General features: G+C 47.1%; 23 protein-coding genes. 3 read left to right on the top strand and 20 right to left on the bottom strand.

Annotated features, from left to right (window positions below):
- Nucleotides 1-371: 371 nt before the first annotated feature.
- The 7 genes from mtaB to hrcA form a co-directional block, all read right to left on the bottom strand.
- Complete coding sequence (gene mtaB / locus AC0VYQ_RS04245; protein WP_088836529.1) at nucleotides 372-1706, bottom strand: tRNA (N(6)-L-threonylcarbamoyladenosine(37)-C(2))-methylthiotransferase MtaB; 1335 nt, start codon at nucleotides 1704-1706, stop codon at nucleotides 372-374.
- Between the two features lie 5 nt (nucleotides 1707-1711).
- A complete protein-coding gene (locus tag AC0VYQ_RS04240) occupies nucleotides 1712-2458 on the bottom strand; it encodes a 16S rRNA (uracil(1498)-N(3))-methyltransferase (protein WP_214892970.1) in 747 nt (248 codons plus the stop codon).
- 4 nt (nucleotides 2459-2462) lie between these two features.
- Complete coding sequence (gene prmA, locus AC0VYQ_RS04235; protein ID WP_029332902.1) at nucleotides 2463-3410, bottom strand: 50S ribosomal protein L11 methyltransferase; 948 nt, start codon at nucleotides 3408-3410, stop codon at nucleotides 2463-2465.
- A 24-nt stretch (nucleotides 3411-3434) separates the two neighbouring features.
- Nucleotides 3435-4544 carry a molecular chaperone DnaJ gene (dnaJ, locus tag AC0VYQ_RS04230; protein WP_088836526.1) on the bottom strand — a complete coding sequence of 370 codons (1110 nt, stop codon included), beginning with the start codon at nucleotides 4542-4544 and terminating at the stop codon, nucleotides 3435-3437.
- A 135-nt stretch (nucleotides 4545-4679) separates the two neighbouring features.
- Nucleotides 4680-6506 carry a molecular chaperone DnaK gene (gene dnaK, locus AC0VYQ_RS04225; RefSeq protein ID WP_088836525.1) on the bottom strand — a complete coding sequence of 609 codons (1827 nt, stop codon included), beginning with the start codon at nucleotides 6504-6506 and terminating at the stop codon, nucleotides 4680-4682.
- A 53-nt stretch (nucleotides 6507-6559) separates the two neighbouring features.
- Complete coding sequence (grpE, locus tag AC0VYQ_RS04220) at nucleotides 6560-7120, bottom strand: nucleotide exchange factor GrpE (protein ID WP_029332899.1); 561 nt, start codon at nucleotides 7118-7120, stop codon at nucleotides 6560-6562.
- Nucleotides 7121-7144: 24 nt separating this feature from the next.
- Complete coding sequence (gene hrcA, locus AC0VYQ_RS04215) at nucleotides 7145-8182, bottom strand: heat-inducible transcriptional repressor HrcA (protein WP_214847573.1); 1038 nt, start codon at nucleotides 8180-8182, stop codon at nucleotides 7145-7147.
- 77 nt (nucleotides 8183-8259) lie between these two features.
- On the opposite strand from hrcA, the gene AC0VYQ_RS04210 reads away from it, so the two are divergent.
- The gene (locus AC0VYQ_RS04210) at nucleotides 8260-8439 is read left to right on the top strand and encodes a hypothetical protein (RefSeq protein ID WP_029332897.1); all 180 of its coding nucleotides are present in this window, start codon (nucleotides 8260-8262) and stop codon (nucleotides 8437-8439) included.
- A 113-nt stretch (nucleotides 8440-8552) separates the two neighbouring features.
- On the opposite strand, the gene hemW is transcribed toward AC0VYQ_RS04210, so the two are convergent.
- Complete coding sequence (hemW, locus tag AC0VYQ_RS04205) at nucleotides 8553-9698, bottom strand: radical SAM family heme chaperone HemW (RefSeq protein ID WP_475404306.1); 1146 nt, start codon at nucleotides 9696-9698, stop codon at nucleotides 8553-8555.
- A 60-nt stretch (nucleotides 9699-9758) separates the two neighbouring features.
- Nucleotides 9759-11582 carry a translation elongation factor 4 gene (lepA, locus tag AC0VYQ_RS04200; protein WP_214892963.1) on the bottom strand — a complete coding sequence of 608 codons (1824 nt, stop codon included), beginning with the start codon at nucleotides 11580-11582 and terminating at the stop codon, nucleotides 9759-9761.
- A 233-nt stretch (nucleotides 11583-11815) separates the two neighbouring features.
- Here lepA and rpsT point away from each other — a divergent pair, with 233 nt between their 5' ends.
- On the top strand, nucleotides 11816-12076 hold the full coding sequence (rpsT, locus tag AC0VYQ_RS04195; protein ID WP_014969761.1) for a 30S ribosomal protein S20: 261 nt from the start codon (nucleotides 11816-11818) through the stop codon (nucleotides 12074-12076).
- A 135-nt stretch (nucleotides 12077-12211) separates the two neighbouring features.
- Here the strand turns inward: rpsT and AC0VYQ_RS04190 are convergent, their stop codons facing one another.
- Both AC0VYQ_RS04190 and holA read right to left on the bottom strand, forming a co-directional pair.
- Entirely contained in the window at nucleotides 12212-12649 is a 438-nt protein-coding gene (locus AC0VYQ_RS04190) for a GNAT family N-acetyltransferase (RefSeq protein ID WP_475404305.1), read from the bottom strand.
- Between the two features lie 15 nt (nucleotides 12650-12664).
- On the bottom strand, nucleotides 12665-13666 hold the full coding sequence (gene holA, locus AC0VYQ_RS04185; RefSeq protein ID WP_214765458.1) for a DNA polymerase III subunit delta: 1002 nt from the start codon (nucleotides 13664-13666) through the stop codon (nucleotides 12665-12667).
- Between the two features lie 100 nt (nucleotides 13667-13766).
- Here holA and AC0VYQ_RS04180 point away from each other — a divergent pair, with 100 nt between their 5' ends.
- Nucleotides 13767-13928, top strand: coding sequence for a YqzM family protein (locus AC0VYQ_RS04180; RefSeq protein WP_029332892.1), 162 nt, complete (start codon nucleotides 13767-13769; stop codon nucleotides 13926-13928).
- A 35-nt stretch (nucleotides 13929-13963) separates the two neighbouring features.
- Here AC0VYQ_RS04180 and AC0VYQ_RS04175 read toward each other — a convergent pair whose 3' ends face one another.
- The 9 genes from AC0VYQ_RS04175 to yqeH form a co-directional block, all read right to left on the bottom strand.
- Nucleotides 13964-16126, bottom strand: a complete 2163-nt coding sequence (locus tag AC0VYQ_RS04175; protein ID WP_475404304.1) for a DNA internalization-related competence protein ComEC/Rec2 — start codon at nucleotides 16124-16126, stop codon at nucleotides 13964-13966.
- Nucleotides 16126-16740, bottom strand: a complete 615-nt coding sequence (locus AC0VYQ_RS04170; RefSeq protein ID WP_475404303.1) for a helix-hairpin-helix domain-containing protein — start codon at nucleotides 16738-16740, stop codon at nucleotides 16126-16128. The genes AC0VYQ_RS04175 and AC0VYQ_RS04170 overlap by 1 nt, the downstream gene beginning before the upstream one ends.
- A gap of 203 nt (nucleotides 16741-16943) precedes the next feature.
- Nucleotides 16944-17672, bottom strand: a complete 729-nt coding sequence (locus tag AC0VYQ_RS04165; protein ID WP_214765464.1) for a class I SAM-dependent DNA methyltransferase — start codon at nucleotides 17670-17672, stop codon at nucleotides 16944-16946.
- Nucleotides 17672-18019: a ribosome silencing factor gene (gene rsfS, locus AC0VYQ_RS04160; RefSeq protein ID WP_029332888.1), complete on the bottom strand. Its 348-nt coding sequence runs from the start codon at nucleotides 18017-18019 to the stop codon at nucleotides 17672-17674. Before rsfS ends, AC0VYQ_RS04165 begins: the two co-directional genes overlap by 1 nt.
- Nucleotides 18016-18591 (bottom strand): bis(5'-nucleosyl)-tetraphosphatase (symmetrical) YqeK, encoded by a 576-nt coding sequence (yqeK, locus tag AC0VYQ_RS04155; RefSeq protein WP_475404302.1) that lies wholly within the window; start codon nucleotides 18589-18591, stop codon nucleotides 18016-18018. Before yqeK ends, rsfS begins: the two co-directional genes overlap by 4 nt.
- Nucleotides 18581-19150, bottom strand: a complete 570-nt coding sequence (locus tag AC0VYQ_RS04150) for a nicotinate-nucleotide adenylyltransferase (RefSeq protein WP_475404301.1) — start codon at nucleotides 19148-19150, stop codon at nucleotides 18581-18583. The genes yqeK and AC0VYQ_RS04150 overlap by 11 nt, the downstream gene beginning before the upstream one ends.
- Entirely contained in the window at nucleotides 19147-19440 is a 294-nt protein-coding gene (yhbY, locus tag AC0VYQ_RS04145) for a ribosome assembly RNA-binding protein YhbY (RefSeq protein ID WP_088836513.1), read from the bottom strand. The genes AC0VYQ_RS04150 and yhbY overlap by 4 nt, the downstream gene beginning before the upstream one ends.
- A gap of 1 nt (nucleotide 19441) precedes the next feature.
- Entirely contained in the window at nucleotides 19442-20227 is a 786-nt protein-coding gene (gene aroE / locus AC0VYQ_RS04140) for a shikimate dehydrogenase (RefSeq protein WP_475404300.1), read from the bottom strand.
- Nucleotides 20227-21336, bottom strand: a complete 1110-nt coding sequence (yqeH, locus tag AC0VYQ_RS04135) for a ribosome biogenesis GTPase YqeH (RefSeq protein WP_029332883.1) — start codon at nucleotides 21334-21336, stop codon at nucleotides 20227-20229. The genes aroE and yqeH overlap by 1 nt, the downstream gene beginning before the upstream one ends.
- Nucleotides 21337-21432: the final 96 nt, after the last annotated feature.

The raw sequence follows: 21432 nt of genomic DNA, 5'->3' as shown, positions 1-21432 counted from the left end.
TATTTTGTTCAGCGTGTTATGAAGCGTGAACATGCGATATCGAGAGTCAATCCGTTCGTGCTCCCCTGTCTCTCACCTCGTCTTCAAAGCGGCAGGGTCGCGACCGATTGTATTTTGCGGTTCTAAGGCGATTCAAGACGGAGTGCACTCTAAACCGTCTGCATGCCCGGATTTCCGTCACGGTATTCCCTAAAAAGCGTCACGTTTCGTTGACTCCTGCGGGAAAAGTACATTTCCAACGCACGTTCAGAGGAAGGAAAGACCGAGGAAAGCAACAAAAAAGACGCTTGATTTCCCGATCGTACGTCGTGTAAGACTTCGTCTACTCGCTAAAAAAGTTCGTCTCCCTGAAGCAGGAAGACGAACTCATTTCAGATCGCTTGTTCTTTTAATGTCTCCATGATGCGGACGAATTGTCCGTCATTCATTGGATAGCCGGCTTTATTGATTTTGACGCGCACGAGTTGACCAATCAAAGATTCGTCTCCCTCGATCGCGACACGTAAGTAATTGTCCGTGTAACCGACGAGACGACCGCCTGCTTCTTCCGAAAACTCTTCCGGAATGATTTCAAGCAGTTCCCCTTCGTATTTTGAAGCATATTCTTTTGCGAGTTGATCCGATAAAGCGATCAAACGCGCAACACGCTGTTCTTTCATCGACTCTTCCACTTGATCGTCCATCATCGCAGCTGGTGTCCCTGTCCGTTTCGAGTAAGGGAAGACATGCAGCTCACTGAACTTATGATCATTGATGAAGTTGAACGTCTCCATGAACTCTTCTTCCGTCTCACCCGGGAAACCGACGATGACATCTGACGTGATGGCACAGTCCGGTAACACTTCTTTCAGACGCGTGATCCGTTCCCCGAACTCCGCCATCGTGTACTTACGACGCATCCGCCGTAAAACGGTATCCGATGCTGACTGAATCGGGACATGCAAGTGTCGGACGACGATTGGCGAATCCTTTAAGACGTCTAACACTTCATCCGTGATTTGACTCGCTTCGATCGAAGAAATCCGAAGGCGTTCAAGACCTGTGACGGACTCGAGTGCTTTGAGTAACTTCGCTAAGTTATAGTCTTTCAAATCTTCACCGTAGCCACCCGTATGAATCCCCGTCAAGACGATTTCTTTGTAACCGGCATCAACGAGCTGTTGTGCTTGCTTTAAGACATCTTCCGGTTGACGAGAACGCATCAACCCACGTGCCCATGGAATGATGCAGAAGGTACAAAAATTATTGCAGCCTTCTTGAATCTTCAGCGAAGCACGTGTCCGGTCCGTAAACGCTGGAACGTCCAGTTCTTCGTAGACTTTTGCCTTCATGATGTTCCCGACTGCATTAATCGGCATCCGTTCTTCGCGGAACTGTTCGATGTACCCAATCATCTTGTGGCGGTCTTGTGTCCCGACGACGACGTCAACCCCTGGAATCGCCATGATTTCAGCAGGCGATGTCTGTGCATAACAACCCGTTACACAGATGACACTGTCTGGATTTTGACGAATCGCCCGTCGAATGACTTGACGACTTTTTTTATCACCCGTATTCGTAACGGTACATGTATTGACGACGTAGACGTCTGCATGATCTGCAAAATCGACACGCGCGTAACCTGCATCTTTAAACAGCTGCCAGACGGCCTCTGTCTCATAATGATTGACTTTACAGCCAAGCGTTTGAAAGGCAACAGTAGCCATTTCGTTCACCCTTTCAGTTCAAAATGATACGATACGGCGGATAGGACATACAGCGGCGCCGTTTCCGTCCTTAAAATCCGTCGTCCGAGTGATGCCGGTAAGAAGCCGGCATCGGTCAACCGTGTTACCTCCGTCTCCGTCAGTCCACCTTCAGGACCAATCACGACGAGGAGTGAATCCCCTGCTTGTAGTCGCGCCAGAGTCGAGGCAAAAGCCGTAGCTTCGCCTTCTTTCGCTGATTCTTCGTATGCGACTAAACATGCCGTATATTGCGGTGCTTCTTGTAGGACTTCATCATACGTCACATAGTCAACTTGCGGCAAGTGAGCACGGTAGGATTGCTCGGCTGCTTCTTTGATGATTTTTTCAAGACGCTCGATTTTTTTCGGGACCTTTTTCGCATCCCATTTCGAGACCGAACGGGCGGATTCAAAAATGAGTAGTTGATTCATCCCGAGTTCGGTCGCTTTTTGAGCGACAAGCTCGATTTTATCACCTTTCGGCAAGGCGTAAGCAAGCGTCACCCGAATCGGTAATTCTGTATCGATTGGTAACGACTCGACAATCCGTGCGACGGCCTGTTGTTTGTCGAGTTCTTCGAGCGCACAACGAAATAGGCCGGTTCCATCAAGGACCAAGATTTCATCCCCGACATCCATTCGCATGACGTTTTTCATATGATGGGCGTCATCCTTTTGCAAGGTAAACCGTTCTCCCGAGCGAGCTGTCTGCTCTACAAAGTATCGTTGCATCGGCTCAGGCCTCGCGTTTCGCGATGATTGCGACCCAGTCTTCCAGTTTTGTTGTTTCAACAATCGTAAAACCAGCCTCGGTCATCGCCTCGACCACCATGTCTTTCTTCTGACTGATGATGCCTGAGGCAATGAAATGCCCGCCTGGTAGTGTCAGCTCGTAGGCATCGTTCACAAACAATAAGATGACCTCAGCTAAGATGTTTGCGACAATCAATTCGACAGGCTCATTTAATGCTTTCATCAAGTCACCTTGACGGACTGTGATCCGGTCACTGACTTGATTGAGTGCCACGTTATCTGTCGCTGATTTAACTGCGACTTCATCTAAATCAAGCGCGAATACATCTTTTGCTCCCAGTTTCGCAGCGGCGATCGCGAGGACACCAGAACCCGTCCCGACATCGACGACGCGGTCTTGCTCTTGCAAGTAGTTTTCAATCGCTTGAATACATAGAACTGTCGTCGGATGCGTTCCTGTCCCAAACGCCATACCCGGGTCAAGTTCGATGATTTTTTCATCCGGTTGTGGTGTATAGTCTTCCCACATCGGAACGACCGTCAAGTGACGGCTGATCTTAACTGGCTTATAAAACTGTTTCCACGAATGGGCCCAATCTTCTTCATCGACTTGTGTGAGCGTGACAGTACCTGAACCGATCGTCAGTCCGAACTGCGTCAGCATCTGGATATCACGTTCGATTCCTTTAATCATATCCGTCAAATCGCTACTTTCCGCAAGATAAGCTTTGACGAGGACACCTGTATCCGGATATTCGTCTCGTTTTTTCTCATCCCAAATTTCACCGAAGTTGTCTTCACGATGCGACATCATCTCGAAATCTTCGACATCCTCGATGACGACACCACTCGCTCCTGCTTCATGTAAAATATTCGAGACTGCTTCGACTGCTTCTTGTGTCGTATGGACACAAACTTCTGACCATTTCATTTCCTGTCACGCTCCTTTAGCGAATCACCCTTTAAAGAATGTTTTAATGCGGCCAAAGACACCTTCATGCTGCTCTTCGACACCTTTTTCATCACTGATTTCGTTGAATTCACGTAAGATTTCTTTTTGACGATCTGTCAAATGTTTCGGTGTGATGAGGACGACGTTGACATACTGGTCACCATGATGACCTGAACGAACGTTAGGCATCCCTTTACCACGAAGGCGGAACCGTGATCCAGTTTGTGTACCGGCAGGAATCTTTAAGCTAACTTTTCCATGAACGGTCGGCACTTCGATTTCATCCCCGAGTGTCGCTTGGGCGAATGTCAGCGGCATGTCCATGACGATATGATCGTCAACCCGCTCGAACAATTCGTGTTCCCGGACACGGACGACGACGTAGAGGTCACCGAACGGTCCGCCGTTGACGCCTGCTTCCCCTTTACCAGCCAGACGAATTTGTTGTCCATTGTCGATCCCTGCTGGAATTTTGACACGAACGTCTTTATTTTTACGAACCCGTCCTGCACCACGACATGTTTCACATGGTTCTTTGACGATTTGTCCACGTCCGTGACATGTCGAACATGTTGTTTGGTTGACGACACGACCGAACATCGTGTTTTGTTCGACGTTGATGTGACCTGATCCAGCACAACGTTTACATGTTTCCGGGTGCGTCCCTGGTTTTGCACCTGATCCATGACACGTTTCGCAATCTTCCTCGATTGGAATCGTGATGACTTTCTCAACACCCGAGAATGCCTCCATGAAATCAATTTCTTCTACGTACTGGAGATCTTGTCCTTTACGCGGTGCATTCGGATCTTGACGGCGTCCACCACCACCAAAGAACATGTCAAAGATGTCCCCGAATCCTTCTGCGCCACCGAATCCTGCACCACCTTGCGATGGATCTTGGTGACCGTACTGATCGTAACGTGCTCGTTTATTGTCGTCAGACAAAATTTCGTACGCTTCCGAAATCTCTTTGAATTTTGCATCGGCATCTGATTCTTTATTGACATCCGGATGGTACGTCCGGGCGAGTTTCCGATAAGCTCGTTTGATTTCTGCTGCTGAGGCGTCGCGTGCAACACCTAACACTTCATAATAATCGCGTTTTTCCACGTTCAGTCTCCCTCTCTTTGGCTCCGATTCACTTCATACTGTTTGATTTTACCGAACTTCGTGCGACATGGAAAGAGCCAAAGCGCGGATCACGCTTTGGCTCTCTCTAGCGCCCGAAAAATCGGTCGATTCGAATTATTTGTTATCTTTATCGTCTACTTCTTCAAATTCTGCGTCCATGACGTTGTCGTCTTGTCCGTCAGCTTGTGCGCCTTCAGCGCCAGCTTGTTGTTGAGCCATGTTTTCGTAGACTTTTTGTGTGAGTTCTTGAACGACTGTTGATAATTCATCTTTCGCCGTACGAATCGCTTCGATGTCTTCTCCAGCAAGAGCCGTTGTTACTTTTTCTTTTGCAGCTTCTGCTTTTTCTTTATCGGCAGCATCGATTTGTTCGCCGAGGTCTTTGATTGCTTTATCTGTCGCGAAGACGAGTTGATCGGCTTCGTTACGAAGTTCAACTTCTTCTTTACGTTTGTTGTCTGCATCTGCGTTCGCTTCAGCATCTTTGACCATTTGGTCGATGTCCGCTTCAGTCAAGCCGCTTGATGATTGGATTGTGATCGATTGTTCTTTGTTTGTACCGAGGTCTTTCGCCGATACGTTAACGATTCCGTTTGCATCGATGTCGAATTTAACTTCGATTTGCGGCACGCCGCGTTGTGCTGGTGGAATGTCTGTCAACTGGAAACGACCAAGCGTTTTGTTATCTGTTGCCATCGGACGTTCCCCTTGAAGGACGTGGATGTCTACTGCCGGCTGGTTATCAGCTGCTGTAGAGAAAACTTGTGATTTCGATGTCGGGATCGTCGTGTTACGATCGATCAACTTCGTCATCACGCTACCCATTGTTTCGATTCCGAGTGAGAGTGGTGTTACGTCAAGAAGAACAACGTCTTTGACGTCACCAGTCAATACGCCACCTTGAACTGCTGCACCGAGGGCAACAACTTCGTCCGGGTTAACGCCTTTGAATGATTCTTTACCTGTGAAGTCTTGAACTGCTTTTTGGACTGCAGGAATTCGTGTTGATCCCCCGACAAGAATGATTTTATCGATTTTATCTGGTGACATACCAGCGTCGCTAAGGGCACGACGCGTTGGTTCCATCGTCCGTTCGACGAGGTCAGCAGTCAAATCGTCGAATTTCGCACGTGATAACGTCATTTCAAGGTGAAGTGGACCTGCTGCGCCAGCCGTGATGAACGGAAGGCTGATTTGTGTCGAAGAAACACCTGAAAGGTCTTTCTTCGCTTTTTCAGCAGCATCTTTCAAACGTTGAAGTGCCATTTTATCTTGTGCTAAGTCGATACCATTGTCTTTTTTGAATTCTGCAACAAGATGATCGATGATTTTTTGGTCAAAGTCATCTCCACCAAGACGGCTGTCACCGGCTGTTGAAACAACTTCAAAAACACCATCACCAAGTTCAAGGATTGAAACGTCGAATGTACCGCCACCTAAGTCATAGATGAGGATTGTGTGGTCTTCGCCTTTTTCAAGTCCGTATGCAAGTGCTGCTGCAGTCGGCTCGTTGATGATCCGTTTCACGTCAAGACCAGCGATTGTACCCGCGTCTTTTGTTGCTTGGCGTTCTGCATCGTTGAAGTAAGCAGGAACTGTGATGACCGCTTCCGTTACTTTTTCACCGAGGTAATCTTCAGCTTGCGCTTTCAATTTTTGAAGGATGATTGCTGATACTTCTTGTGGCGTGTAATCTTTTCCTTCAACTTCAACTTTATAGTCTGTACCCATGTGACGTTTGATCGACATGATTGTATTCGGGTTCGTGATTGCTTGACGTTTCGCGACTTCCCCAACTTGACGCTCTCCGTTTTTAAAAGCGACGACAGATGGTGTCGTACGGTTACCTTCTGCGTTTGCGATAACGACTGGCTCTCCGCCTTCCATTACTGCTACACATGAGTTCGTTGTACCTAAGTCAATACCAATGATTTTTGCCATGATAAATTCCTCACCTTCGATTAGTTAATTGTTGTGTTTCGGATGATTCGAGATTACTCTGCGACTTTGACCATGCTTGGACGAATCACGCGGTCATGTAACTTATACCCTTTTTGGAATTCAGCCGTTACGATGCCCGACTCGAATTCGTCACTTGCTTCCTGAACGACTGCCTGATGCAGATTCGGGTCAAAAGCTTCGCCGACCGCTGGAATTTCAACGACACCTTCGTTTTGAAGGGTTTCGGCTAACTGACGCTTGACCATTTCGACACCCGCTAAGACTGACTTTGTTTCTTCGTTGTCAGACTCAATCTGGAGTGCGCGATCAAGGTTATCGACGAGTGGGAGTAACTTCTCGACGATTGATTGTGATGAATACTTCGCACGATTTTCCGCTTCAATCCGGTTACGGCGCTTGAAGTTATCAAAATCGGCACGCAACCGTAATTCTGATGCTTTTGCTTCAGCAAGTTGTGCTTCAAAATTCGGTGTCGCTTCTTCTTCGACGAGGTCCGCTTGCACGAGTTCCTCTTCTGTTACTTCAACTGTTTCTGCTTGTTGCTCGGTTGTTTCTTCATTACTGAGGTTTTGATTCTGCTCTTTTTCTTCCACTCTGAATCGAGCCCCTTTCTATATTCAATCCAAGCTGTTCTTACGCAGCTCGGTTTGGAATGCTTGCAAAAGATGAATGATCGAATTGATGCCTCGATTATAATCCATCCGTTTTGGACCAATCAGCGCAAGTGTCCCGAGCGAAACGCCATCAACGGAGTAATGGGCACGGATCACGCTACAATCCTTCAGGGCATCGACATTGTTCTCGCTTCCGATCGTAATCAAGATTTGATTATCGAGATTCGGACTCAAGAAATCAAACAATGCTTCCTGCTGTTCAATCAATTCTAAGACAGGTCTTAGTTTGGCGACGTCTTGAAATTCCGGCTGGTCGAACATGTTTGCTTTCCCACCCAGATAAATCAAGGGGCGCTCATCCTGTTGATCCATCAGAACGATATCGAGTGCTTTCGAAAGTAACGACGTCTGTTCCGAATGTTCGGAACGAAAACGTCTGATTTCTTCCAGCAAACGAAGACGAAGATTGCTCAGTGGCGTTCCTCGTAACGTCTGATTCAGACGTTCCATCAGCCGACTCGCTGCCTCACGTGAGAGAGCTTCCGCTAACTGAAGTGTCTTATGCTCAACATGACCTGTCTCCGTTACGAGAACGATTACGACGCGTCCTTCTGCTAACGGGATTAATTCTAAATGGTGGAGCCGTTGTCCTTCTTCTTTAGGACCTAATACAAGTGTCGTGTAATGCGTCAATTCGCTCAACAAGTCCGCCGTATGTCTGATCAAGCGATCATTTTCATTCACGGAATGGGCAAATAATGATTTTAATGCTTTTGCCTCTTGCGGTGAGATGCTTTCCGGACGAATCAGATGATCGACATAAAATCGATATCCAAGCTCAGATGGAATTCGTCCCGCAGAAGTATGCGGTTTTTCAATCAATCCCATCTCTTCGAGGTCCGCCATCTCATTTCGAATGGTCGCGGAACTGAACGTCACGTCGTCTCGTTTCGAGAGCGTCCGTGAGCCGACGGGTTGAGCGGTTTTGATATAATCATCGACGATTGCACGCAAAATCAACAATTGACGATCCGTCAGCACCTTCTTCACCACCTTATTTTGTTAGCACTCACTTTTAACGAGTGCTAATTACATCTTTACTATAAGGAATAGTGGAAATGATGTCAACAGATTTGCTGAACCCTTTGAACAGTTTCCCATTATACGATACAGTGAAACAAATGACGAAAAGGATGATTGAGATGCTTGAGATGTTTGCGATGGCCGGTGTGTTCGTTTGGTTGTTCATTGCCATCATCGGAACGACTGCTTATTTCGCAAGAAAATCTAAAAAATAGACGAGTACGAGGAAAATAACGAGAAAAGACGCTTTTATCTCCCAATAGCACGTTGTCTGTACGCAAAAAACCAATCCCGCTACTGTGGATTGGTTTTTTTTGTCATCCTGAAATCATTCAACTTCCGCTTCACCGATGAACTCGGCGAATACTTCATTCGCAAGCGGGACACCCGCCTCCGTTAATCGCAAGTGTGTATCCGTCCGTTCGACTAATCCGCGCGGCAACAACTTCGTGATTGTTTTACCAAAAGCAGCATCTAACGCTATACCATACTTTTGCTCAAAGTGTTCGATTGACACCCCTTGTTTCATCCGAAGTCCGAGGAACATCTCTTCTTCCATTCGCTCGACATGTGTCAACGGTGTCTCGTTGCGGACCGGTAAACCTTCCGCCTTGATGTAATGCGGAATCGGTGCGATGTTCGCGCGACGTGTTTGATCGATGTAACTGTGCGATCCTGCGCCGAAACCGTAATACTCATCATTTTCCCAGTAGACACGGTTATGCCGACTTTCTTTTCCCGGTAACGAGAAGTTCGAGATTTCGTATTGTTTCAAACCACCTGCTTCAATCGTCTCAATCATCAAACGGTACATCTCTGCTTCAAGATCTTGTGTCGGTAATGGAAGTTTCCCTTTTCGCTCTTGAATCGCAAATACGGTATGGGGCTCAAGAATTAACGAGTATGACGAAATATGGGTGATCGGTAAACGAAGAGCGCGCTCGACATCATATTTAACTTGCTCAAGCGTTTGATTCGGTAAGCCGAACATCAAATCGACGGAAATGTTATCAAACCGTTTAGCGGCTTCGTCAAGCGTCTCTGCAACTTTCGCTTCCCGGTGCGTCCGACCGATCCGTTCAAGCAATCCGTCATCAAACGACTGGACACCGAAACTGACACGGTTGACACCACCTGCTTTCATGATATCGAGTTTTTCGGGCGAGACGCCATCCGGATTCGATTCGACCGTGTATTCAAGCGTCGCATCCGTCAATGGCAAGAGGTGTTTACTGATGATGTCCATCAGACGTTGCATCTGTTGTTCATTTAACGCAGTCGGTGTTCCGCCACCAATGAAAATCGTTTCGAGTCGGTCGGTCGGGTATTGTTGTAGTGTCAGTTCGATTTCACGTTCTAACGCATCTAAATATTCCGCAACCGGTTGATTTTTTAAAAATACTTTATTGAAATCACAGTAGTAACAGATATGTTCACAAAACGGAATGTGGACATATGCGGCGCGTGGAGTCATTTCGCCTCATCCTTTCTATATAAACAAGAAAAAGGGTGCGTTAGACGCCCCCTTTTGACTTTAATCTTCATCCATCGACAGAACCGACATGAAGGCTTCTTGAGGTACCTCTACCGAGCCTACCATCTTCATACGCTTCTTACCTTCTTTTTGCTTCTCGAGCAATTTACGTTTCCGTGAGATATCCCCACCATAACATTTTGCGAGAACGTTTTTCCGAAGGGCTTTAATCGTCGAACGCGCAACGATTTTTGTCCCGACCGCAGCTTGAATCGGCACTTCGAATTGCATCCGTGGAATCAATTCTTTTAATTTATCAACGATGACTTTCCCACGTTCGTACGCGAAATCACGGTGAACGATGAAACTCAGGGCATCGACGTTTTCGTTATTCAATAAGATATCCATCTTCACAAGGCGTGATTGTTGGTAGCCAATCAACTCGTAATCCAGTGAAGCATATCCTTTTGTACTCGATTTTAATTGATCGAAGAAATCATAAACGATTTCCGAAAGCGGTAACTCATACGTGATTTTAACACGTGTCGTATCGATGTATTCCATGTCGATGAACGTCCCGCGTTTCTTTTGACAAAGCTCCATAATCGCCCCGACATAGTCGTTCGGCGTCATGACAGCTGCCTTGACGAAAGGTTCTTCGATGAACTCGACCTTTTGTTGATCGGGCATCTTCGACGGGTTGTCGACATGCAAGACTTCGCCGGACGTCGTCGTCACGTTGTAGATAACCGACGGTGCTGTCGTGATCATATCGATGTTGAACTCACGTTCGATTCGCTCTTGAATGATTTCCATGTGCAACATACCTAGGAATCCACAGCGGAAACCGAATCCAAGTGCTTGCGATGTCTCCGGCTCGAACTCGAGTGCCGCATCACTTAACTGGAGACGCTCAAGTGCTTCACGTAAATCATTGTAACGGGCGGCGTCGATTGGGTAGAGTCCACAATACACCATCGGATTCATTTTCCGGTAACCCGGTAACGCTTCGATTGCCGGTTGTTTCGCGAGTGTAATCGTATCCCCTACTCGGACGTCTCCAACGGTCTTAATCGACGCTGACAATGTACCAACATCTCCGACCGTTAATTCTTGTTGACGGAGTGGTTTTGGTGTCGAAACGGCAAGTTCTAAGACTTCGAAATCTTTACCGGTCGACATCATGCGAATTTTATCACCGACTTTGACCGTTCCGTTGACGATTCGGATTGATGCGACAACGCCACGGTACGGATCATAGAACGAATCAAAGATTAACGCTTCGAGCGGTGCCGATGGATCACCGGTTGGTGCAGGCACTTTTTCGACGATTTGTTCAAGAATCTCTTCAATTCCGATTCCTGCTTTTGCTGACGTCGGAACCGCTTCAGATGCATCGAGTCCGATGACATCTTCGATTTCTTGACGAACACGTTCGACATCCGCCGATGGCAAGTCAATTTTATTGATGATCGGTAAAATTTCAAGATCGTTATCTAACGCCAAGTAGACGTTCGCGAGTGTCTGCGCTTCAATCCCTTGCGCCGCATCGACTACGAGAACAGCACCTTCACATGCTGCGAGTGAACGCGAAACTTCATAAGTAAAGTCGACGTGTCCAGGTGTGTCGATCAGATGGAGGATATATTCCTCACCATCTTTTGCTGTATACTTCAATTGGACGGCATTCAACTTGATCGTGATTCCACGTTCCCGCTCGAGATCCATGGCATCAAGCGTTTGGTCTTTCATTTCACGTGACGTCAAAGCGCCTGTTCTTTCTAGAATACGGTCAGCGAGCGTCGATTTCCCGTGGTCGATATGGGCGATAATCGAGAAGTTGCGAATGCTCTTCTGCCGTTTTAAACGGTCTGCATTATTCATGTTTATAGTCACCTTACCTTATATTCAAACGTACATACGCTTCATTATAACAAAAATCAGACGAGCTGTACCATCCCGTTTTGTTTTACCGAAAAACAAAAATCCAAAGAAACCCTAGAGCTGTTATTGCTTTTAAGAAAAACGTTTGCTACAATTGTGTTTGTTCTGTTGAACGATAAATGCAGATATGCGAATATAAATCTCGAATGAGTTTTCTTGGAGGTGAATCATCCATGGCTAACATTAAATCAGCAATCAAGCGTGTTAAAACAGCTGAAAAACGCCGCGTCGCTAACGTACAACGTAAATCGTCAATGCGTTCAGCTATCAAAGCAGTCGAAACTTTCGCTACTGAAGGTAACAAAGAGCAAGCGCTCGTAGCTTTCAACACAGCGTCTAAGAAAATCGACAAAGCTGCTGCTAAAGGTCTTATCCACAGCAACAAAGCTGGTCGTGACAAATCACGTCTCGCTAAACTCGTAAACGCACTTTAATTCTTTCCGAAGAATACGGTGATTGATCGCCACTAGGGGCTTCCCCGGTGGCGATTTTTTTGTGCTTAAAAAAGAGACCGACTCTAAAAGAATGCTTCCTTCCGAGTCAGTCTCAGTTGATTTGAATACTTCGTTTCAATACGTCAATCGATCGACCATCACGTGATGCGGACCAATTCCTTCGATTTCAAATTGCTCACTCGCAATCTTCATTCCAAATCGTTCGTAAAACGGAACTGCGACTAGCCGGGCATTACACCACCAACCAGTAACTTGCCGTTCCTTTAAGATTCGTCGTGCTTCTTCAAGCAATGCAATCCCGTATCCTTCACCACGTACATCCGGACTCGTCGCCATTCCCCGCAATTGATATGTCAATTCGGGCGCCGTATCATATGACCGTTTTGCAAATGAGCCGATCGCGACAATTTTACCGTCCTTGACGCCTCCGAGGTGAAACGTATCTGTCGCCAAGTCGTCCGGATACGTGCACGCCTCAATCGGTTGATGCGGACGTAAGACGCCATGACGAAGTGGAATCACTTCTGTTGCTTGAATCATTCGAATTTCCATTAGTTCGTCAGCTCCTCACAAAGTCGCTAGTCGGACGATTAGTGAATCAAACAATATTCGTTTATCACCACGCCCCGTCTTCATCCCTTCATCAGTCGTCGTGATGGCGATTAACGCTTGTTCGAGTTGGGCGAACGTAAATCGTTTCCCGGACTGCAATGCTAATTTAATCGCATATGGATGCGCCCCGACCTTTGAAGCAATTTGTCGTTCACCATAACCTTGTTCCGCCAGGCGCTTAGACAGTAACATCATTCGGTACTGACGTGCCATCAAACCGAGCAGCGCTAATATTTCCTGACCTTGCTTTTCTAAGTCACGAATCAGGCGAATCGCAGGCTCAAGTTGACGTTTCATTAAGTAATCCGTCAATTGAAAGACATTGTCTTCAAGTGTCCGCGGTACTAACAAATCAACATCCGCCAATTCGATCGTCGGATGATCGCCTGCATAAAGCATCAGCTTATCGAGCTCATGCGCTAGCGTTCCCCACATTTCTCCTGTCAAAAAGATTAACCGTTCAATTGCCGGTCGCTCCATCCGGTATCCTTTGTCATTAACAGTATCCATCGTAAAGCGGAATAATTCTTCCGAAGTCGGCTTTTTTGCTTCGAGGACCGTCGCACGATCTTTCAACCGCTTGACGATTTTTTTTCGTTCATCCAGTTTCTCCGCTTCGACAATTAAAACGACGACTGCATAATCTGCCGGTTGTAAGACATATTCCGCTAATCGATCAACGTTATGCGTTTTTTTATCTTTCGCGCCCGTCAGAAAAGTCGCTGGTTTTGCAACCACGACACGGTAATCACTTAAAAAAGGAACTGTTTCCGCCTCATCTAACACGGCATCGAGAGGCTGATCGTTTAAATCGATCTTCATGTAGTCAAATCGTTCGCCATCTGGTAATGCCGCCTTCACGATTTCACGTTCCCACTCCTCTAAAAGATGACGCTCCGTCCCATATAATAAATAAAGGTTAGCCAACTTTCCGTTGACAAGCCAAGGTGTTTTCATCATTCCCACCACATTTCACAGTTTGTTCTTAACTTCATCATAGATAATCCTCTTTTATTCCGCTATACTAGAAGCGGAATCTATTAAGGGGGAATGCAGCATGGCACATTCAGTACGCCCACCAAGTGAAAATGCGTTTGAAAACGATATTCAATCAAAACGTAATGACGCGCTTGACTCAGCCGTCGGTTTTGGCGCTTCATTTGGTTTCTTCGCCGTTTTATTCATCATTGGCGTTTTAATCAAATTCTTAAGTCTATAATCACTAAAACAGCAACCTTGGGGGGTTGCTGTTTTTTATTTTATCATAGCTTCACAGCCTGCTGAAGAACAAGTTATCATCCCGTCCCTGTCCGTCCGCCAAATCGTCCGCTGATTTCCGATGCGATCTAACGCTTCTTCATGCGGGTGACCATAGCGATTATTCCGTCCCGCGGAGATGATGACTGTTTCTGGATTCGTTTGTTGCAACAAGTCGAGTCCCGTCGACGTCTTCGAGCCATGATGACCCGCTTTCAAAATATCGATTGGTCCAAGGTTCCAACCTTCTTCTTGTTCAATGCTTGCGTCACCCGTCAACAAAACCCGTTTTCCTGCAACGTCCGCAAGCAACACGATGGAACGGTCATTCTCCTCTGCTTCTGATTCGTCAGGTGCAACAACAGTAAGCCAAGGTCGTATCTCTCGCCCTCCCTTGACGAACTCCACTTTGGTCCCTGTCGCTTCAATCTGCTCCAGCAAACGATGTCGCTTTTCATCCTGATTATCGTATCTTCCGAAATAAATCGTATCGACACGGATTTTCTCTAATAACCCGATGACACCTCCAATATGATCATTGTCAGCATGAGTCAAGATGAGTCCGTCGATTACCGTCTCCGCGCGCGTATGAAGAAAAGGCGCAACGATTTGACTACCAGGGTCGAACGGACGTAACGTGGGACGTTGTGATAACGTAAACGCCCCGCCTGTGTCGATAACGAACGTTTCTCCATCCTTCTCGATTACCGTACTATCGCCTTGACCGACGTCGAGAAATGTCACCTGTTCTTCCGTCCTTAAATCCATCGATACACTTCCAAGAAGGAGAGCACAGACGGGAAGAAGATGCCCCCACCACTTTTGTTCCGCTACATACCATCCGATTAAGACGACGACTATAACGAGCAAAAAGAGTGGTAACGACAATAAGTGGACAGCAACGGTCGGAACGGGAAGCTGCTCCGCTTGTGCGAGGGCAAGATCAAGTACACCAACTGCTCGCTCGTGGAGCGTCATGAATGTATCCGTGACTGGGAAGAACAAGAGTAAGCCTACTAGAAAGGAAAGCGGAAGGATGACCCATTCGATCCAGGCTCCAATGACGAGGTTCAACAGAGGCGACCATGGCGAAACTTCCGTTTGTTCCGCCATTTGCAAGACTAGGCTCGTTAAGATTTGCGCCCAGACACTAATTAACAACCAGTTCCAAGGACGTTTTACTTTTTGCCAAATCTTACGCGACAATAATAAAAAGATCGTTAGTCCGACAGTCAACTGAAAGCCGATATCATAAAGACTCGTATAGGAATAAGCGAGTTGCGCTGCTGCAACATAGGCAACCACGAGGAGCGGGTCTGTCCGTCGTCCGAGACGCTGATAGAGCAGCAAGATGAACGCGACGCAGACTGCACGCGTGACCGGCGCACTCCATTCCGTCAGCCAGCCATATAACGGTAATAAGACAAGGACAAATTCCGCTCTTCGTTCACGCGTCAATCGGCACTTTTTCAAAATCCATAATATCGTAAAAATCAAAAAGGCGATATGTGAACCTGAAATGACGATTGCGTGTAACAATCCAAACTTCTTGAAGCGATCAAGCGTCAACTGATCCATCAATCGGTCCTCACCTAGCACAAGCGCTTCGATATACAAGGCTTGTTTCGCTGGAAGTCGTTCAATCCGGTCCATCCATGCTTGGCGCATCCTGCGTCCCTGCGCGTCAAATCCAGGTGTATCGGTACATGATCCCCATTCTTTCACTTCGAATTTTCCTGCTAATCGTTCTGTACGCATCCAGCGCGCCTCGTCAAAGCCGCCACGATTGACACGCGGTAAAACCATCTTTTCCGTCAGTTCGACTTGACACCGTCTTCCAATTCGCTCGTAATCGAGATCCTGATGTTCATCTAGCGTCGCCGAAACAATCAACTCCTGTTGATTCGCAGTCGCCAGGTACCGAATCCGATCTCCATTTTGCTTCGCATCCAAAATATCAATTGTCTGAATCGGTGTCGCATCATCGAAATCTTGTCCGTACACGATGAACACTACGACCAACAGACTCATCAAGACAAGGCGTGTCGAAGTAAAAGACCAGCTTTTAATGGTCAAAACGAGACAAATCACACCTACGAGCCAAAGTGACTCTTTGATTGCAATCAATACAATTATGAAAAATAACGGGAATAACGGCATCAGTAAACAATCAAATAGGCTCTCAATGTTTCAAGCGTCTTGTCACCAAATCCTTTGACCTCTCCTAAGTCTTCATAACGCGCGAACCCGCCCTTTTCTTCACGATAGGCTAAAATCGCGCTCGCTTTAGCTGGACCGATTCCAGGGATTTCAAGTAACTGTTGCTCCGTCGCAGCATTCAAGTCGAGCAGACCAGCCGGCACATCTGCTTGTGGTACTTCTTCTTTCGGTTGTGTAAGTTTCACTTTTTCTTTTGTCGGAACAATGACTTCCTGACCGTCAATCAATCGTGCCGCGAGATTCATTTCTGTCACATCAGCAGCTTGTGTCAACTCCGCACGAACGACTGCGTCTTTAATCCGGTCGCCTAACTTAAAGGAATAGGGTCCCGGTCGCTTGACTGCCCCTTTCACATCAACCATGATTTTTTTGTTTAAGAGGGTCTGCTCCGTGGACCCTTGATCTTCTGCTTTGGCGTCTTGCTCATGCTTAACGATTGCTGGTTTGTCGACGAGCGCTTCTTTCGAACACGATGGTAACGGGACGAACAGTACGATTATCAGTAACACGACAACAACAACACTCGCGATTTGTTGAATCCGGGGAATAGTCATCGGTCTCCCTCCTCTTGCCTCGACTTTACCAGGCTCGAGTCGTCACGTAGCTTTGAGTAATTCGTTTTTCTCGTGGTGTTAACTGACAAATCAATTCCTCAAGAAATCTTTTTCATGTAAATCGTTTATTTTTCTTTAACATACAGCACAAAATACAGCACAAAAAACCGCTGCGAAAGTTTCCTTTTGCAACGGTCCATCCATTATATTTTTTCAGCTACAAAGAAAATTCGTTCGGCCGTCGGTGTTGGTGCATCACTCGTGAAATCACCTGTTACGGCGAGCGTCCGGAATCCGGCTTCACGAAGCCACGTCACGTATTGTTCCGGCGGATACGTCCGTTGATGATGTGTCTCGTCAACACGGTCGTAACGTCCATCTTCGTCTTCGATGAAGAACGTCAATTCGTGGACGACGGACAGTGGTGCTTCTCCGGGATCGGCAAACCAAATATAAGAACTTTGTTCGGCGTGTGTCGCATATGTTTTCCCGTTAAAGAGTGTTTCCATCTTATGCGGGGAATGCACATCAAACAACAACTTCCCACCTTCTTTTAACGTCCGTGCCGCATGTTCGAACGTCTGTTGCACATCCGCTTCTGTCTTCAGGTAGTTGAGCGAGTCACACAAAATCGTCAGCGCATCGACTGGAGCAGGCAATTCGATTTCGCGCATGTCTTGACACCAAAAATCGATTTTTTGCTGTTGTTCCATCGCTTTTTCTTGTGCAATTTCAAGCATCTCTTCCGATAGATCGATACCTGTCACGCGGTAATGCTCAGCGAGTAACAACGTCGCCGTTCCTGTCCCACAACCGACGTCAGCAATCGTACTGTTTGCTTCGACGTATTGCGATACCCAGGCGACCCATTCGTCGTAGGGAACATCTTGCATCAACTCGTCATAGACGTATGCAAACTGTTCGTACGCCATCAGTCGATCTCGACTTCTACTTTAGGTGCGTCTGACCAGAGTTTTTCAAGGTTGTAGTAGTCACGGTCATCACGGTGGAAGACATGGACAACAACATTTTCAAGATCTGCGAGTACCCAACGCGCTGCGTCAAGTCCTTCGAGACGTTTGATCGGAAGTTCATTTTTATGCGCAACTTCTTTCACTTCACGTGCGATCGCTTGAACTTGCTTTTCTGATCCACCTTCACAAATCACGAAATAATCTGCGATTGGTGAGATGTTTTTCATATCTAAAACGATGATATCTTCTGCCCGTTTATCATCAATTGCATTTACGATTAATTTTAATTCTTGTTCGACTGTCATAGGACGGTCCCCTTTCGTTTAGCCGTGACGAACGCATTATACGTTTCAATCGTCAACGGAAAAATCACTGTTTGTTTGTTACATAAAAATTGGATGGTATGCGCAAGCGTCGCGATGACGGCGTCCGTTAAATCGGCGTCTGCAATTTCACGTAATGTTTCAACGCCTGGATACGTACGATTCGGCTCAATCGCATCGGCGACGAAAATCACTTGATCGAGCAACGGCATATCCGGAGCACCGGTCGTATGATTCGCGATTGCTTGGTAAATCACCGTATCCTCGATACCGAGTTCACGTTTGACGAGTTCTGCGCCGATTGGCGCGTGCAAGAGCTCATCGTCATAATCGAGCAACTCGAGCTGTCCGAGTTCGCGAGCGAGCGTCCGCATTTCTTCGGTGTCCCGATACTTCGCATAATCGTGCAGCATCGCAGCGAACGCTGCCGTCTCCTCGTCGACACCGTTTCGCCGCGCGAGTTGACGAGCTGTTTCAACAACTCCAAGCGTATGCACATAACGCTTATGCGGGAGTGTTCGTTTAATGATATCGTCTGCTTCTTCAAGTAACATACAATTCCCACTCCTCGATTAGTTGTCGGACAGCTTCAGGAACAAGGTAACGGATACTTTTACCGCGGGCGACACGTTTTCGAATGTCCGTCGAAGACACTTCGAGCGACGGTAAGTCGACTGCTGTCACCTGCGCACCTGCCGGAATCAAATAACGACTGCCTGGACGTGCGACCGCCCCGAATTGAACCGTTTCAAACAGGCGGTCTGCTTGATACCATGTATCAAGGCTCGCAAGCGAGTCAGCCCCGAGTAGAAACACGAACTCGTCTGTCGGATACCGTTTTTTCAATTCGAGAACCGTCTCAAGCGTATACGATTTTTCCTGACGCTCGAACTCAATCGTCGAGACGGAAAACGCATCGTTTGCCTGGACAGCGGCTTCAACGAGCTTCAACCGTTGCGCAGCACTCGTCACGTTCGCCGCTTTATGCGGAGGAACGTTCGCAGGTAAAAACCAGACCGCATCAAGACGCAGTTGTTCCTTTGCTTGTTCCGCTATCAATAAATGACCGATGTGGGGCGGGTCAAACGTTCCGCCCATCAAACCAATCTTCATCGTGGTAATTGTAACGTTTTATTCTCTTTCGATTCTTTGTAGAGAACAACAACTTTACCGATGACTTGAACGAGTTCAGCATTTGTTCCATCGACGAGTTCAGCCGCTACGTCTTTTGGTGTGTCGGCACAGTTCTGCAAAACTTGGACTTTCAATAATTCACGTTTTTCGAGTGCATCGATCAAATCCGCACACATCGCTTCTCCAACGCCATTTTTCCCCACTTGGAAAATCGGGCTTAAATCATGTGCTGTCGCACGTAAAAATCGTTTTTGTTTACCTGTTAACATATCAATATTCCTCCAATTGCTTTCGAATCACCTGCTCACCAAGCGTAAGATCAGGTGCATGACCGGTGAAGCGTTCAAATGCTTCAGCCGCTTGTAAAACGAACATCGGGACGCCGTCTAGTGTCGTGAGTCCTCGAGCCGAGGCATCACGTAGTAGTTGCGTCAGAGTCGGTCGATAAATAATATCACAAATCAGTGCCGTCGTCTCGGTCAATACGATTGGTGTCGCTTCGATGCGTGGCATCATACCGACCGATGTCGTATTGATGATTGTGTCATACGGCGTTAAATCTGGTGACTCCGACCAGTCGATTGCCTGCGCCTGAAATTCAGCGGCAAGCGCGCGCGCGCGTTGATTCGTCCGGTTCATGATTGTGACAGTCCCGTCGAGCGCTGCGACGATTCCTCGCGCCGCCCCGCCCGCGCCAATCACAAGAATGTTTTCTGACGATTGTCTTGCGGACAAGGCACGAACGAATCCCGTACCGTCCGTATTCGCACCGACCAGTTCCGTCCCGTCAAAATAGACCGTATTGACCGCCCCTGCTTTTTCAGCAGAAGGCTCGAGTCGATCGAGAAACGGGATGATTGCCGTCTTATAGGGAATCGTGACATTAATCCCGTCGAGCTCGCGCATCCGTAATTGCCGAACGACCTGCTCTAAATCGTCTGCTTCGACATCTATCATACTATAACAGCCGAAAAGCCCAGCCGCTTCCAGCCATGCCTCGTGCAGCACGGGTGAAAGTGAATGGGCAATCGGATGACCGATGACAGCGAAACGCATCAGACGAGCGCCTCACGTAAGGAAACAGCAACACCTTTAGGCGCGTAGGCAGCTACTCGTCCACCTTTTCCGTGAACTGCAACCCAACCGAGTCCACTGAAGACGATATCTGTTTTCATATTGTCACGTAAGCTGAACTCATGACGAACGAGCGGTGGTAACATCTCAAGCGTTTTTTCATTCGGAGGCGATAATAACTCTCCATTATGATTTGCATAAAGATCGTCCGCCTTATCTAACTTCGTCCGGTGAACTTTGAGTTCATTTGACATATAGATGACGAATGAACGTTTGTTCCCTTCCATGTAGTCAAGGCGTGCTAAACCACCAAAGAATAACGTTTGTTGCGGGTGGATTTGGAAGACTTGTGGTTTGATTTCTTTTTTCGGCGTAATCAATTTCAAGTCGCGCGCGTCGACATAGTGCGCCATCTGATGATGATTGATGATTCCTGGCGTGTCGTACAGGTTACAGTTATCGTCTAGCGGAATGTCGATCAAATCGAGTGTCGTTCCTGGGAAGTGACTGACGGTGATGACGGCCTCTTCTTCTTCACCAAAACGTTTAATGACTTGGTTGATGAGCGTTGATTTCCCAACGTTCGTACAGCCGACGACGTAAACGTCGCGCCCTTTACGATAGTAGTCAATCTTCTCGGCTAATTCATCGACGCCATGCCCTTTTTTCGCACTAATCAAGTGAACATCTACCGGACGTAAGCCCAGTTCCTTTGATGTTTGGCGCATCCAGTTCATCAAACGATTCGGATTAAGTGATTTCGGCAACAAATCTGCCTTATTCCCGACAAGCAGGACATCATTTTTTCCGACGAAGCGGTGTAATCCTGGTAACCAACTTCCGTTGAAATCAAAAATATCAACGATTTTAACGACGAGTGCATCTTTTTGACCGATTCCGTCTAAAATTTTGACAAAATCATCGTCCGTCAATGCAACGTCTTGAATTTGGTTGTAGTGTTTCAGTTTAAAACAACGTTGGCAAATGACCATTTCACGGTCAAGTGCAGATTTAGGCGCATAACCTGGTGCTTTCGGATCCTCTGTTTGAATCTCGACACCACAGCCGGCGCAATGAATTTCTTCGTTCATATGTGTGTTGAGCCGCATCGGGAACTTTCCCTTCTCTATTCAACGTAGCACCCTGCACGCTACTCCAAGAGCGTAACTTCCGACCTATTGCCGTAC

The organism is Exiguobacterium sp. QJM3NY_9 (genome assembly GCF_056173545.1).
Note: the sequence above shows the minus strand (reverse complement) of the source record. Positions and strands in the feature narration are given on the sequence as shown.

What these genes read in the sequence shown, in the direction of transcription:
- holA (WP_214765458.1), bottom strand. Translation starts at nt 13,666, where the DNA reads ATGAAAACACCTTGGCTTGTCAACGGAAAGTTGGCTAACCTTTATTTA.
- hemW (WP_475404306.1), bottom strand. Translation starts at nt 9,698, where the DNA reads ATGACTCCACGCGCCGCATATGTCCACATTCCGTTTTGTGAACATATC.
- AC0VYQ_RS04180 (WP_029332892.1), top strand. Translation starts at nt 13,767, where the DNA reads ATGGCACATTCAGTACGCCCACCAAGTGAAAATGCGTTTGAAAACGAT.
- rsfS (WP_029332888.1), bottom strand. Translation starts at nt 18,019, where the DNA reads ATGACAGTCGAACAAGAATTAAAATTAATCGTAAATGCAATTGATGAT.
- AC0VYQ_RS04240 (WP_214892970.1), bottom strand. Translation starts at nt 2,458, where the DNA reads ATGCAACGATACTTTGTAGAGCAGACAGCTCGCTCGGGAGAACGGTTT.
- mtaB (WP_088836529.1), bottom strand. Translation starts at nt 1,706, where the DNA reads ATGGCTACTGTTGCCTTTCAAACGCTTGGCTGTAAAGTCAATCATTAT.
- AC0VYQ_RS04165 (WP_214765464.1), bottom strand. Translation starts at nt 17,672, where the DNA reads ATGGCGTACGAACAGTTTGCATACGTCTATGACGAGTTGATGCAAGAT.
- prmA (WP_029332902.1), bottom strand. Translation starts at nt 3,410, where the DNA reads ATGAAATGGTCAGAAGTTTGTGTCCATACGACACAAGAAGCAGTCGAA.
- AC0VYQ_RS04175 (WP_475404304.1), bottom strand. Translation starts at nt 16,126, where the DNA reads ATGCCGTTATTCCCGTTATTTTTCATAATTGTATTGATTGCAATCAAA.
- yqeH (WP_029332883.1), bottom strand. Translation starts at nt 21,336, where the DNA reads ATGAACGAAGAAATTCATTGCGCCGGCTGTGGTGTCGAGATTCAAACA.
- AC0VYQ_RS04170 (WP_475404303.1), bottom strand. Translation starts at nt 16,740, where the DNA reads ATGACTATTCCCCGGATTCAACAAATCGCGAGTGTTGTTGTTGTCGTG.
- lepA (WP_214892963.1), bottom strand. Translation starts at nt 11,582, where the DNA reads ATGAATAATGCAGACCGTTTAAAACGGCAGAAGAGCATTCGCAACTTC.
- AC0VYQ_RS04150 (WP_475404301.1), bottom strand. Translation starts at nt 19,150, where the DNA reads ATGAAGATTGGTTTGATGGGCGGAACGTTTGACCCGCCCCACATCGGT.
- yqeK (WP_475404302.1), bottom strand. Translation starts at nt 18,591, where the DNA reads ATGTTACTTGAAGAAGCAGACGATATCATTAAACGAACACTCCCGCAT.
- aroE (WP_475404300.1), bottom strand. Translation starts at nt 20,227, where the DNA reads ATGCGTTTCGCTGTCATCGGTCATCCGATTGCCCATTCACTTTCACCC.
- AC0VYQ_RS04210 (WP_029332897.1), top strand. Translation starts at nt 8,260, where the DNA reads ATGATGTCAACAGATTTGCTGAACCCTTTGAACAGTTTCCCATTATAC.
- AC0VYQ_RS04190 (WP_475404305.1), bottom strand. Translation starts at nt 12,649, where the DNA reads ATGGAAATTCGAATGATTCAAGCAACAGAAGTGATTCCACTTCGTCAT.
- rpsT (WP_014969761.1), top strand. Translation starts at nt 11,816, where the DNA reads ATGGCTAACATTAAATCAGCAATCAAGCGTGTTAAAACAGCTGAAAAA.
- yhbY (WP_088836513.1), bottom strand. Translation starts at nt 19,440, where the DNA reads ATGTTAACAGGTAAACAAAAACGATTTTTACGTGCGACAGCACATGAT.
- dnaK (WP_088836525.1), bottom strand. Translation starts at nt 6,506, where the DNA reads ATGGCAAAAATCATTGGTATTGACTTAGGTACAACGAACTCATGTGTA.